The organism is Atopobium sp. oral taxon 810 str. F0209, from assembly GCF_000466405.1.
In the GTDB taxonomy this organism is placed as follows: domain Bacteria; phylum Actinomycetota; class Coriobacteriia; order Coriobacteriales; family Atopobiaceae; genus Olegusella.
The window spans coordinates 81048-94212 of record NZ_KE952938.1 but is presented as its reverse complement, the minus strand read 5'-3'; the positions used below and the strand labels follow the sequence as shown (position 1 = coordinate 94212).

At 49.0% G+C, this 13165-nt stretch carries 10 protein-coding genes; all 10 read left to right on the top strand.

All coding sequences use genetic code 11. The features are described 5' to 3' along the window. Positions 1–168: 168 nt before the first annotated feature. The 10 genes from dnaE (at position 169) to HMPREF9069_RS02430 (ending at position 12852) form a co-directional block, all read left to right on the top strand. On the top strand, positions 169–4062 hold the full coding sequence (gene dnaE, locus HMPREF9069_RS02475) for a DNA polymerase III subunit alpha (protein WP_021625538.1): 3894 nt from the start codon (positions 169–171) through the stop codon (positions 4060–4062). Between the two features lie 194 nt (positions 4063–4256). Next, on the top strand, positions 4257–4649 hold the full coding sequence (locus tag HMPREF9069_RS02470) for a desulfoferrodoxin family protein (protein ID WP_035438202.1): 393 nt from the start codon (positions 4257–4259) through the stop codon (positions 4647–4649). Positions 4650–4668: 19 nt separating this feature from the next. Next, entirely contained in the window at positions 4669–6741 is a 2073-nt protein-coding gene (locus tag HMPREF9069_RS02465) for a nitrilase-related carbon-nitrogen hydrolase (protein WP_021625536.1), read from the top strand. Between the two features lie 196 nt (positions 6742–6937). Next, positions 6938–7612 (top strand): crossover junction endodeoxyribonuclease RuvC, encoded by a 675-nt coding sequence (gene ruvC / locus HMPREF9069_RS02460; RefSeq protein ID WP_021625534.1) that lies wholly within the window; start codon positions 6938–6940, stop codon positions 7610–7612. Next, entirely contained in the window at positions 7609–8244 is a 636-nt protein-coding gene (gene ruvA, locus HMPREF9069_RS02455; protein WP_021625533.1) for a Holliday junction branch migration protein RuvA, read from the top strand. The genes ruvC and ruvA overlap by 4 nt, the downstream gene beginning before the upstream one ends. 3 nt (positions 8245–8247) lie before the next feature. Then, entirely contained in the window at positions 8248–9336 is a 1089-nt protein-coding gene (gene ruvB, locus HMPREF9069_RS02450) for a Holliday junction branch migration DNA helicase RuvB (RefSeq protein WP_021625532.1), read from the top strand. A 78-nt stretch (positions 9337–9414) separates the two neighbouring features. Further along, positions 9415–9822: a hypothetical protein gene (locus HMPREF9069_RS02445; protein WP_021625531.1), complete on the top strand. Its 408-nt coding sequence runs from the start codon at positions 9415–9417 to the stop codon at positions 9820–9822. After that, positions 9819–11069, top strand: a complete 1251-nt coding sequence (locus HMPREF9069_RS02440) for an acyltransferase family protein (protein WP_232204023.1) — start codon at positions 9819–9821, stop codon at positions 11067–11069. The genes HMPREF9069_RS02445 and HMPREF9069_RS02440 overlap by 4 nt, the downstream gene beginning before the upstream one ends. Positions 11070–11189: 120 nt before the next feature. After that, positions 11190–12008 (top strand): ABC transporter permease, encoded by an 819-nt coding sequence (locus tag HMPREF9069_RS02435; RefSeq protein WP_021625529.1) that lies wholly within the window; start codon positions 11190–11192, stop codon positions 12006–12008. Further along, positions 11998–12852 carry an ABC transporter ATP-binding protein gene (locus HMPREF9069_RS02430; protein WP_021625528.1) on the top strand — a complete coding sequence of 285 codons (855 nt, stop codon included), beginning with the start codon at positions 11998–12000 and terminating at the stop codon, positions 12850–12852. Before HMPREF9069_RS02435 ends, HMPREF9069_RS02430 begins: the two co-directional genes overlap by 11 nt. Positions 12853–13165: the final 313 nt, after the last annotated feature.

Here is a 13165-nt window from a genome sequence, read left to right as displayed (position 1 = left end):
AGAAGTGATTGTTAGCTCTCAGTGATGTCCATTTGCTGCGTTAGAATTGATAGCGGAAAACAAAGACAATAGGAAATGCGGATAGGATATGTGCCTCGTGGTATGCGTAGGCACAGGGAGTCTTTTTGGTAAGTCCCGCCCATCCCGCGCACAAGGGAGAGTACACGTATGGCCTTTGTACACTTGCATAGCCACTCTGACTTTTCGGTACTCGATGGAGCTACGCGCATACCCGATATGGTCAAACGTGCAGTTGACCTAGGGATGCCTGCCGTGTCTCTGACCGATCACGGTTATATGTTTGGTGTGCCCAACCTTGACCTTGAATGTCGCAAATACAACGACGCTGCTGCGGATATGAAGCAATGGAAACACGATGTTGAGTGTTTCAAAAAATCTTGGGAGCTCGTCGAACCCGAACCCGATGCACCAGATGCTGCACCTCATGATCGTGTGCATGCGCAATGGGAAAGCGATGTTGCTATCTGGAAGTCTACGGGTGGCGATCTTAGCGCGGTTGAAGCAAACCGTCCTACGCTTGTGGTCAAGCCCATCTTTGGTTGCGAGGCCTACTTCATTACGGATGATCAAATTGAGCACAAGCCCAATCAAAAGCGATATCACCTTATTTTGCTGGCAAAAAATGAGACGGGCTACGTCAATCTGATGAAGATGATGTCCCAAGCTGCCAATGAGATGATGTATTACAAGCCTCGTACCACCTTGGGTATGCTCGAAAAATATCACGAGGGCATCATCTGTCAGTCTGCCTGTGTACAAGGCATCATTCCTCAAAATATTATTGATGGAAATATTGATGAGGCAGAGCATTGGGCTCGCGAATATCAACGCATATTTGGTGATGACTTCTATATTGAGATTCAAGACCATGGCCTTAATTTCCGCGGTGGATGGACCGACCGCACGCTTGACGAGCGTCTCGTCGCACTGGCGCAAAAGCTGGGTATCAAGGCAGTTGCTACCAACGACTTCCACTACCTTACCCGCGAGGACGCGCCAACTCAGGACATTATTAGCTGCATTGGGACCGCTAGTCATATTGATGATCCTGGTCGTCTGCATATGGAGGGTAGCGAGTTTTACATGAAGAGCGAAGAAGAGATGCGCGCTCTCTTCTCGTGGATTCCTGAAGCCTGTGACAATACGCTTGAGATTGCAGAAAAGTGTCAGTTTGAACTTGACTGGTCAAGTATGTACTTGCCTAAGTTCCCTGGTTTGGCAGAGGGGGAGACCTCTGAGGAACGTTTCCACGCTGAATGTGAAAAAGGTCTTGAGCAACACTATGGGCCCGACTGGCGTACCCGTGAGATCAATGGCATTAATATCCAAGAGCGTTTTGAGTACGAGTACAAAATCATTTGCGATAAGGGCTTTGCTGACTACTTTCTTATTGTGCAGGAATATGTCATGTGGGCCAAAAACAATGGTATTGGCGTAGGTCCTGGTCGAGGTAGTGCAGCTGGCGCTATTGTTGCTTATGCAATGAACATCACCGCTTTTGACCCGCTAGAAAACGGCCTGATGTTCGAGAGATTTTTGTCACCTCAGCGCTCCGAAATGCCCGATATCGATATGGACTTCGACGATGAGCGGCGTCTGGAAGTCATCCAGCATGTTCGTGAACTTTATGGACCCGAGCGTGTTTGCCATGTTATTACCTACTCAACTATCAAAGCCAAGCAAGCAATCAACGATGCCGCTCGTGTGCTGGGATTTCCTGTGTGGCAAGGTCAGCGGCTGTCCAAGATGCTTTCCAACGACCCCAAGCTTGCCTTGCAAAATGCGCTTGAAAAAAATGAAAAGAAACCCGATCAATTTTCACCCGACTTTGCCGAGGCTTACGAGAAGGATGCCGATGCGCATCGCATTATTGATGCAGCTCTCTCTATTGAAGGCCTCACCCGAGGTGAAGGCGTGCATGCTTGCGCCGTTTTGATTGCACCGACGCCCGTTAACGATCATGTGCCTACCAAACTCGATACCAAGGGTGGCGTTGAGATTACCCAGTACGAGGGTCACTCGGTTGCCGACATGGGTCTGCTCAAGATGGACTTCTTGGGCCTGCGCACATTGACCGTTATTTCAAAAACTCTCGCCAATATTCGTGCGAGTTATCCCCATGCCTCTGATATCGAGCGTATGCCCAAACTTGTGCGTTCCTGCATCAAGCCTGGTGCTACCTGTGTGGATATCGATGTGGACAAGATTCCTTTTACCGACCCCAAGATTTATGAGCTACTGGGCTCGGGTGCTACGGCAGGAGTATTCCAAGTAGAGTCTGCGGGTATGACAGCCACCATCAAAAATATGCAGCCCAAAGAATACAAGCAAATCGTTGCATTGATTGCTCTATATCGTCCTGGTCCTCTAGGTGCTGGTATGGTTACCAGCTATATCAACCGTATGAATGGTCGCGAACCTATCGTCTTTTACGACGATCGTCTTTCGGAGATTTTGGACGAAACCTACGGCACAATCGTGTATCAAGAGCAGGTCATGCAGATTTCGGTCAAGATGTCGGGCTTCTCCGCTGGTGAGTCCGACTCTCGCATCCGCAAACCTGTGGCAAAAAAGAAAATTAAGCTGCTCACAAGTACCGAATTCCATTGGGACAACGGTAAAGATGAGACGACCTACGACCATTGGATGAATGGTGCTGTCGAAAACGGCTACGAACGTGCGACCGCTCAGCGTATTTGGGATGACGTTCTTGAGTTTGCTTCCTATGCCTTCAATAAATCCCATTCTGCAGGTTATGCCATTCTCGTTATGCAAACAGCCTGGCTCAAGGCGTATTTCCCGCGTGAGTTTATGGCATCGGTGCTCACCAGCTACATGGGCAAGACGGACAAGATTGTTCACTACGTTACTGCCTGTCGTCACGAGGGTATTCAGATTTTGCCACCCGATATTAATGAGTCGGGTCGTGACTTTACGGCAACTCCTGCAGGTGTTCGCTTTGGCTTTGCAGGCATCCGTGGTGTTGGTGAAGGCGTAGCCGAGCTCATCATGGCCGAGCGTGAGAAGGGCGGACCTTTCAAGCATCTCAACGATTTTGTTGATCGTGTTGATGGTTCATCGGCAAACCGTCGTGTTGTTGAAGCACTTATCAAGAGTGGTGCCTTTGATTCTACGGGTTATCCGCGTCGCCAGCTGATGATTATGGTTGACAAAAACAACCCTGAAAATATCCTTGATGCTGCTGCTCGTCGCCAAAAGGATAGAGCTGCTGGCCAGAGCAGTCTTTTTGATATGTTTGGCGATGTAGAAGGCTCTGGTTTCACCGATGAAGTGCCTAAGCCCGATGGGGTGGAGTGGGAGCGTAGCGACAAGCTTCACAACGAGCATGAGGTGCTGGGACTTTACGTCTCGGATCACCCTCTGCGCCCGTATGAGTATGCACTTTCCAAAGCGCGCGACTACACCATCGGCGAACTCAACGAGACCGAAGAAGTACCTGATCCCATGACAGGTGGCATGATTGAGCGCCACAAAGTTGCAGAGGACAAGCAAATTCGCCTTGCTGGTATGGTGACCTCTGTGCAAAAGAAGACCACCAAAAACGGTGATCCCATGGCAATTGTGACCTTGGAAGATATGGAAGGCGAAATTACGTTGGTTGTCTTCCCCAAGCTTTACAAGAAATCGGCTGCCATTCTTGCGGGTGAAGCTGATGCTGAGATAGGTGGCTCTGCGAACGATGTCTTTGTCAAAATCTCGGGTAAGCTTGAGCGCTCAGATCGTGGCGATCAAATTATCTGCAGCTCTATCGAAGGGCTAGAGCTAAGCGCGTCATCAAACCGCCCCAAGGTTATTGAGCTGCGCATGACGCCGAGCGTCCTGAGTTACGACCGTATGCAGAGATTGCATGACATTTTGTCTCGCTATGCAGGCCTTGATCGCGTGGAACTGCTTGTCCAAGAAAGTTCGGGCCACACATTGCGCATGGAGCTGCCTACTACGGTGGATGCACGTAGCATGATGCTAATGGCAGAACTCAAGGATCTCGTTGACTCCGAAGGAAGCATTGCTTTTGCCTAAGTGCGCCGTGCGGCACACGTGATGTCGAAGCAAAATCTGCACGCCCCCTCGCGACGCGTGCCAGAGTGATACACGCTGATGGGTGTGTGACTCGTTGGACTTGCGTTAATTTGCGAATGGCAGTGTTATTTATTGGGGATGTGCCACAATGGATATACGACGCGATGAGGCGCCGTAAGGAGAGAGGAAAAGTTATGGCCGAGCCTACTTTTTATCGTTGCAATAAGTGTGGCACCATGGTCGCTTTGCTCAAGAAGGGTAGCTGCGATCCTTCTTGCTGTGGCGAGCCCATGGAGATTCTCGTAGCTGGTTCTGTTGACGCTGCTGTTGAGAAGCACGTTCCTGTGATTACCGAGGCCGAAGATGGCAAGCACATCCTCGTAAAGGTTGGCGTTGTTGAGCATCCTTCCATTGAGGAGCACTACATCGAGTGGATTGCCTTGGCCGCTGAGGATAAACTCTTTGTTCGTTATCTCAAGCCTGGCGACAAGCCTGAGGCTAAGTTTGGCAAGTGCTGCTCTAAGGGTGCTACAGTTTATGCTTATTGCAACCTTCATGGTTTGTGGAAAGCTGAAGTTGAGCTCTAAGCTCAGATAGGTGTTACGCGTGAAGATTGGTATCGCGCAGCTTAGCGCCCGTGCGGGAGATTTCTCTCGCACGGGCGAGCGCATTATCGCATATAGCGAGCAGGCCGCCCGACAGGGCGCAGAGCTGCTCATTTTCCCCCTGTCTACGCTCGCGGGTATTTGTCCTGTACCCTATGTAGACCAGGAGGGTCTGCTTATCGATTTGTCGGATATGTTGTCAAGTCTTGTCGATAAGCTAGCCTGCCCCTGCCTCTTGCCCTTGGCTTCGCTTTCGGCTCATGAGCCTGTAGAAGAGATCTTCTTAATTGCAAATGGCGAGGTCATACCCCTGCGTTTGACAAATTTGACACGCTCTATGGGCGGTAATGTCATGGCAGCTATGACCGATGGTGTAGAGCTTTTGAGCAGCGAAAGTAGTATTCCTACCTTTGATATGGCGGGTATCAAATTTGCACTGGCAATGACTGACGACAAGCTCGACGAGCTGGTGAGCTTGGATTACGGCGTCAACGCTGTCATCTATTTTTCCTCTCAGACCTATGCGGCAAATGACAGCGATTCGGTGTTGGCAGCGGGATTACCTGATAATCGTTATACCCAAGATGCGCGGGACATGGAATCTTGGCTTATAGCACTGGGATCGCTTGGTAGCTTTGATGATGCTATTTGTACAGGTGGCAGCTTTGTATTAGCTCCCGATGGGCAAGCGGTAGCGATAGCTCCTTCATGTGAAGAAGCGCTGTTAGTAGCTGAGATTGGCCTACAGCCTAGAGACCCTGAGCAAGATGTTCCCAAGCCTGTTCCCTATGATCGTAGTTCTTTTTGTTGGCAGGCGCTTTCTCTTGCTTTGAAAGATTTTACTGCAGCACAAGGCATGCAAGATGTTGTGCTCACCCTTGATGGCACACTGAGTTCTGCTGTTTTAGCTACTCTTGCTAGCGATGCGTTGGGTCCCATGCATGTGCATGCTCTGCTTGCAACACCGCTGGAAGGTACGCCTGCCTTGCGTAGTGGTGGCAGGGGAGGATCTCTTGCCCGTCCGCGTTCGGCAGCACAAAGAGTACTTGCAATGCGTCAACTCGCTGCAAATTTGCATATCAATCTGCATGAACGTAATCCTCGTCTTGTCCAAGCAAGTGCGGTTTCGCTGCAGGATTCTGCAGGAATTGACGAGCGTCTTGCTGCCATTGCTACCGAGCGCGATGTGATTGTGACAGAAGCTCGCCAGCTTGCACGTCGGCTCCATGCTCTACTACTATCTTCCCGTGACAAAACGTGGCTTGCCCTTGAGGCAGATGGTCTGAGTGCTGCGGCAGATTTACTTCCTTTGGGTGATCTTTATCGCACAGATGTGCTAGAGATGGCACGCACGCGCAATGCAAGCTCACCTGTCTTCCCTGATTTATCGCTCGCTCCTTGTGACCTACCCGAACTGCTTGATAGCGATACATTCGATGATGTGGCAACTGATCCCGAGGATCAATTGCGGCAGCTTGATTTGATCTTAAGCATGTATATCGAGTGGGAACGTACACCATCTGATATTCAGCGCTCACAAGGGATGTCTGCACTTATAGAAGCGGCGGTGACTGCTTTTCATGCGCATGCTTTGGCAAGAAGCAATGCAGGTGTGGTATTGCGTGCGAGTACACGCAGTCTTGCAGATGCTCATAGGCCTTTTGGCTTGTCTTGGCACGATAGAGCAGACCGTAAAGAACTGTTGCCGGGTAGCAAAGATCTCTCTCTTTTGGCACAGGAGTTGGCAGCTGCGTTTGAGGCAGGTCTACAGGATGTCGATGCAAACAATCCCTTTGTAGATGCGCTCTCAGATCTGCTTGATGGTGCACAAATTTCGGTGTTTGACCCTCAAAAACAAGCAGAGCAAAACGTTGATATCAGCTTTGGATCGGTCGATATTTCAAAAAAGCCTGAAAGCAGTCGGCAAAATATTGCCAATCTTATGGACTATATGAAAGGCTTTGGCTTGGTAAATCCCGATAACGTCGATGGACATATCGTCGCCGATGCTGAGGGTCATATGGGTTTTGGTGGCTTTGCAGGAAATGGTTTTAGCCCATTTTCCGAAAACTAAACGTCCACAAACCGTCCTATTAGGTGTGCTGTTTGTAAGTATGGTTTAGCTTCGCGCATGTTCAGATGCACCTGAGGGATGAAGTGTGCTTGCTATCTCGGTGAGTGACTCGGTCTTGCGTATGCCCTGATTTGGGATATGATAGAACGGGTGTTCTTATTTGTGTGGGCAGGCGAGCAAAAGGGCGGTGCAAAACATGATTGTGCTTGGCATTGACCCAGGTCTTGCCCATACTGGTTGGGGTGTGATTGAGGTTCGTGGCAATACTTGTCGTGCCAGAGCCTATGGCTGCGTGACTACGCATCCTACAGAGTCCATTGATCATCGTCTGGGTAGCATATTTAATGAGATTAGTGATGTGATTAGCCAGTACCATCCCAGTCAGCTTGCTATCGAAAAGATTTTCTTCGGCGAAAATGAGCGTTCTGCTATTGCGACAGCTCAGGCTCGAGGAGCAGCAATTGTTGCCTGTTCTCGAGCAGGCCTTGAGGTGGGTGAGTACACTCCCATGCAGATAAAGCAAGCTGTAGTAGGCACAGGAAGTGCCGACAAGTATCAGGTTATTTTTATGGTGCGCAATATTTTGGCACTTGACCATGATCCGCATCCCGACCATGCGGCAGATGCACTTGCTGCAGCAGTTTGTCATGTCCTGTTGGTACGTACCCAGCGTGCAACGCGTCGCATGGCGGCAGCTGACGCTCTTCGTGAAGCAGAGATTGCCAGTCGCAAGCAGGCGGCAGCAGAGGCGCGTGAGGTTACAGCGGCTGCAACTGCTTCTCGCGCTCAGATGGGGCAGCTGCCCAGCAGCAGGACAAGTCGTATTTCCACTCGAGACGGCGTACGTACACCGAGGAAGGCTAGCTCATGATTGTTCAGCTCACGGGTACCCTCATAGAGGTTTTGCCAACACACGCAATTCTTGATGTGGCAGGTGTCGGTTATGAGCTGGGCATTTCGGCTAATACTGCCGCAGCACTCCCTGCAGTAGGCGAAGCTGGCGTTACGTTGTTGACACGCATGGTGGTGCGTGAGGATGCGATGGAACTCTATGGTTTTGCCAATCGCCAGGAGCGTTCGCTCTTTGACCGCTTAGTGGCGATTTCGGGTGTGGGTCCCAAACTCGCTCTTTCGGTGCTTTCAACCTTTACTCCTGCGACCCTTGCAACGGTTGTTGCAACTCAGGATGCCAATCGTGCAGCTACAGTGCCTGGTGTGGGCAAAAAGAAGGCTCAGAGACTACTGGTAGAGTTACAGGATGTTTTTGCCAAAGATGCAGAGCTTCGTAGCTTGGTTGGACTTGAATCTGCAACTACAAACAATCAGGTATCAATTCCTTCGGCCTTGCGCGATGTCAAAACCGAAGCAAGTGAGGCTTTGCTTTCCATGGGCTTTACGCCTCAGGAGACCGAGTTGGCGCTGGATGGTTGCGATGATGCCGCTGCATCTTCGGTGGAAGCAGCGCTTGCATATGCTCTCAAGCGCTTGGGGAGGGGAGTGTAGGCCATGGCAGTATGGGAAGCAGATGCAGATGATCTCTTTGCGGACGATGCTCAAGGCAACGCTGCTCCTTTTGGCATGGGAAGTATGGGTGCTTCGCGTGGTGTGAGTACCGAGCTTACTGCTGAAGATCTTGATGTCGAGCATAGTTTGCGCCCACAGACTCTGGAAGAATATCTTGGTCAGGAGCGCGTGCGCACCAACCTCCGTGTGCTTATCCAAGCAGCGCGCGATCGCAATGAACCGCTTGATCACGTGATTTTTTCGGGCCCTCCAGGCCTGGGCAAGACAACTCTTGCTGGTGTTGTTGCAAATGAGATGGGAGCAAAACTACGCACTACTTCTGGCCCTGCTATTGCACGTACCGGTGACCTTGCTGCTATTCTTACCAATCTCGAACCCGGAGATGTGCTCTTTGTTGACGAGATTCATCGCTTAAACCGTCAGGTAGAAGAAGTGCTCTATCCCGCGATGGAGGACTTTTGTCTAGATATTGTGATTGGCAAAGGGCCTGCTGCCCGCTCGATTCGCCTTGACCTGCCCAAATTTACGCTTATTGGTGCTACAACGCGTACTGGTCTTTTGACAGGACCTTTGCGCGATCGCTTTGGTATCAGTTACCGCCTCGATTATTACAACGTTGATGAACTGACCTCGATTGTCTCGCGCTCGGCACATATCTTGGGAGTTGAGATTGACGAGCAAGGCGCTCGCGAGATTGCAAGTCGTAGTCGTGGGACGCCGCGCCTTGCGAATCGTCTACTCAAACGTGTGCGTGACTATGCTCAGGTACGTGCTGGTGGAGATATAGACTGGAAAGTCGCAGCAGAGGCCCTATCCTTCTTTGAGATAGATGAGCTTGGTCTTGACTGGATGGATACCAAGATTCTTGAGGCTCTTACAAAGACATTCCGAGGACGCCCTGTGGGACTTACTACTATTGCTTCGGCAGTTGGCGAGGATCCTTCCACACTTGAGGATGTCTACGAACCTTATCTGTTGCAGAGAGGCTTAATTATTCGTACACCTCAGGGACGTCAAGCTACAGCTGTTGCCTTTGAACACCTCGGAGTTACCTTGCCTTTACAACGCTAGAATAGTGCTGTTTACCTATGCTTGTTGAGTTCAAAATGTTTTCGATGAGCTACTAATTAGTCGTTGCGAGGAGTATTCATGCTGCAGAGAGATTATCTGCTGGAACTTATTTCGCAGTTTGTTGAGTCTATCTCAAAGGCGCTGAGGACAGCTCAATCTGTCAAAGAACCGCGTATGGCCCTGGATGCTGCAGCCTCAGTTGAGCAGGACGTTGCAAGTCTGCTGGATATGGATCCTGCGGTTGCAATGAATCTCAGCCCTGATTCTCTTGTGACCATGATGGTACTTTCTGGTTTGGGTGAGTCTTTGGCTGAGTATGTTGCCTTTGCGCTGATGCGTGCAGCTGATATTTACGAGCGCACTGGTGATAGTGATACTGCTGAATTCCGTCGTGCTCAGGCTCACGCTGTTGCTGAGAGTTTTGGTGCTGACATCAATACGGTGCCCGAGGAATTTACGGCTTTGGTAGCGGAGCTTGATCAGTGAGCAGTCGAACTTCTATAGAAGTCCATTCCCAACAGAAGAGAACTCAGCTGTCCACTCATTTTTTGGGGGAAGCAGCGCGTACGTTAACGATGCGTGCCAATACGCGTCTTTTGTCTATTGAGGCCCTCCGTGTGATAGCGATTCTCTGTATTGCTATCTTCCATAGTTTTTTGCCTTGGTTTGAATCCATGGTGGATTGGGATGGCTTTTTGGCAGGTACTGCGCTTGCGCCCAATGGTCGCGCTTCCTTACAGGCGCTTGTGCTTATGGGCGGCATCAATCAGTTGGGTGCTTGGGGCAATCACGTCTTTATTATGATCTCGGGTTTCTTTTTGCTACCACGAGCTACGGAAACCTCGGTGTTACCAGGGTATTGGCACATGCAAGTACGCGTTACCGCCCGAAGAATTGCCATCATTTTAACTACGGTTGTCCTGTATGGACTTATCGCACTGATTGCACATCATTTTGCACCCGAAATTACCAATGCAGAGCTTGATGACTGGTATTGGATCAGTTTTGGCATCCAATTTGTTTGGGTGTATTTAGCGTTAGTGGTGTTGTGTCCTTTTATTGGTTGGTTGTGGTGGCGTGTTCGCAAGCAAAACCAACTGCTTGCCGCTCTGCTTATTGTGGTCTATGCCTTGAACTTCTATATTGCATTTTTTTCTCAGGGTACAGGTGAACCTGGTGTGCTTGATTGGCGCAAGCTAATGAGCGCTGTGAGCTATGGGATGAGTTTTTTGGTGGGTGGCTGGATTGCCCAACATGTACGTCCTGGTAGTTGTTGTTATGGCTGCCATGCTTTTGTGCTTGCACTTATTGGGATGATAGTTGCTGAATTTATTGCAGGAAGTCTTGGGGGTATAGCCTCTGTAAATGCGCTGTCATATCGTTCTACCTCAATATTTGCCTTTGTAATGGCGGTATCTGCATTGCTCTGCGCACTTGCACAGCCAGCAGATAGCGCGGCTAAGTATCCGCGCCTTGCTCGTGTTCTTGCCTTCGCGAGTGCAGGAACTCTGGGCTTTTATGTACTACAAGCCTTTTTTTCGACTGGCTGGCACACTGCTGCCAATACAATTCTTATATGGGCCTTGGGATTTGGTCTTGCACCATTCATTGTGATAGGCAGTTTGTTTAGTTTGCTCTTTTATTTAGCTATCATTTTGCTTGATGCATGTATAGGTCAAGTTGTTGTGCGTCGTGTAAGCAAGCTCTTTGTAGGTCACAAACCGGCTGAGTAGAGCCTTCTGTGCTGTTTTTGGTCTGGCAATACGGTGCAGATAGGCGTCAATGAAGCATTCGCTGTGCATTACTGTTATATGATAGACCGCTGATATTGTCGTCTTGAAGGGGAGGCGGGCGTGCTCGTTCTCATAAAGACATTTTTGCAGATGCTTCATGACAACTGGGTCTGGCGCAAACAGACTTGGGAACTTGCAAAGATTGATTTGGTCAAGACTTACCGTGGTGCTGCTCTTGGCTGGATTTGGCTTTTTGTAAAGCCTGCCGTCTATATTGGCGTGTATTACTTCACATTTGCAGTAGGTATGCGTACAGCAGCTCCTATTAATCACATGCCTTTCCTTCTGTGGATGGCGGTGGGTATTTTTCCATGGTTCTTTATGGGCGATATGATTGGCGGGGGAGGTAGTGATGTTTATCACCGATATTCCTTCTTGGTTAATCGTATTCGTTTTCCGCTGTCGGTTATTTCAACCTTCTTTACGCTTTCAAAGATGCTTGTTCTTGTAGGTACAATGCTTTTCACGATTATAATGTGCCTCATTCTCAAGATTAAGCTGACCATTCATCTCATTCAGCTTCCGCTGGTATTTGCGCTCATGATGTATTTCTGGACGATGTGGTCTATCTGGCTTTCTCCACTCTCAGCTATCTCACGTGACTTTTCTAAGTTAATTGGCACCCTAAGTACACCATTCTTCTGGTTGTCTGGGGTTCTTTTTGACCTTAAGGCGCTTCCACATGTTGGTCGCATCATTATGTACTTTAATCCAGTTGCATGGGGTTGTGTGGCAATGCGTGATTGTTTTATTTTCCATAAATGGATTTGGCATAGTCATCATGAGTTTATTTGCTATCTCTTTATCTGCGTAGTAGTTACTGTGCTTGCGATGCACAGCTATGCTCGCCTACACAAGGAGGTACCCGATGTCCTCTAGGCCAAAGACTGGAGCAAAACTTTCTGTTAAAGCGCGTGCTATGCGAGCTGCTACTACGGAGAATGAACGAGTAAGTTGGGCAGGTGAGGGTGAAGCAAAGGTTATTCGAGATAATGATAAGAATAATCCCATAGCTGTACGATTTAGCAATGTATATAAGACCTATTACTTGTACAAGAATGACAAACAGCGCTTACTCGGTACCTTTACCAACAAGATTGATCACAAGGTTATCAATGCTACCGATAATCTTTCATTTACCATCAATCGTGGAGATTCTCTCGCGCTGCTTGGCTTAAATGGTGCTGGCAAATCTACTGCACTCAAGATGATTACGGGTGTGTGTTATCCCACCCGAGGCACTATTGAGGTTCATGGCCGCATCTCTGCTTTGCTTGAGTTATCAGCTGGTTTTGATGGCAATCTTACTGGTCGTGAGAACCTAGAAATGCGCTGTCAACTGTGGGGTTTTACCCGCGATGAGACAGAAGCACTTATCCCGCAGATGCATGAGTTCTCTGAGCTCGGTGATTATATGGAACAGCCCATTCGTACCTACTCCAGTGGTATGAAAGCGCGCTTAGGCTTTGCCTTTGCCTCTTCAATTAACCCTGATATTCTTGTAATTGACGAGGCACTTTCGGTGGGAGACAAGCGCTTCCGCAAGAAGTGCGAAGAGCGTGTCAAAGACATTATGGCCAAGGACAATCTGACGGTTCTTTTTGTAACCCACTCACCTGAGCAAGCCTTGCAATTCTGTACTCGTGGCATTGTGTTGCAGCACGGATCTTCGGTATTTGAAGGCGATATCGAAGGTGCTTGCCAGTACTACGATGAGCACTAAGTAGGTTTTTGCTCAGCGATCCAGAATGTTTTAAAAAATACAACGGTTTCGAAATTGAAGCCGTTGTATTTTTTTAGAATCCCATACGAAAGAAGTTGCCTTTTTCAAGGAGAGAGCCGTTTGGTGAATCCACTGCATTTAAATCGATCTATTTCGGGATCTATTCCGCATTTCTACTACAAGGAAGTTACGTATTTACAATTTCCTTGTTTTTAGCTTTTTGGCATCTCGTTTCTCTCAAGTCGTGATTACTTGCGTCGATCATGTAATCCATCCCTTCTTTGAATAACACAACGAAAGTGATAAAATCTCA

Coding starts and splice junctions, on each gene's coding strand:
- HMPREF9069_RS02470 (WP_035438202.1), top strand. CDS start 4,257: ATGGCCGAGCCTACTTTTTATCGTTGCAATAAGTGTGGCACCATGGTC.
- ruvB (WP_021625532.1), top strand. CDS start 8,248: ATGGCAGTATGGGAAGCAGATGCAGATGATCTCTTTGCGGACGATGCT.
- dnaE (WP_021625538.1), top strand. CDS start 169: ATGGCCTTTGTACACTTGCATAGCCACTCTGACTTTTCGGTACTCGAT.
- ruvA (WP_021625533.1), top strand. CDS start 7,609: ATGATTGTTCAGCTCACGGGTACCCTCATAGAGGTTTTGCCAACACAC.
- HMPREF9069_RS02445 (WP_021625531.1), top strand. CDS start 9,415: ATGCTGCAGAGAGATTATCTGCTGGAACTTATTTCGCAGTTTGTTGAG.
- HMPREF9069_RS02430 (WP_021625528.1), top strand. CDS start 11,998: ATGTCCTCTAGGCCAAAGACTGGAGCAAAACTTTCTGTTAAAGCGCGT.
- ruvC (WP_021625534.1), top strand. CDS start 6,938: ATGATTGTGCTTGGCATTGACCCAGGTCTTGCCCATACTGGTTGGGGT.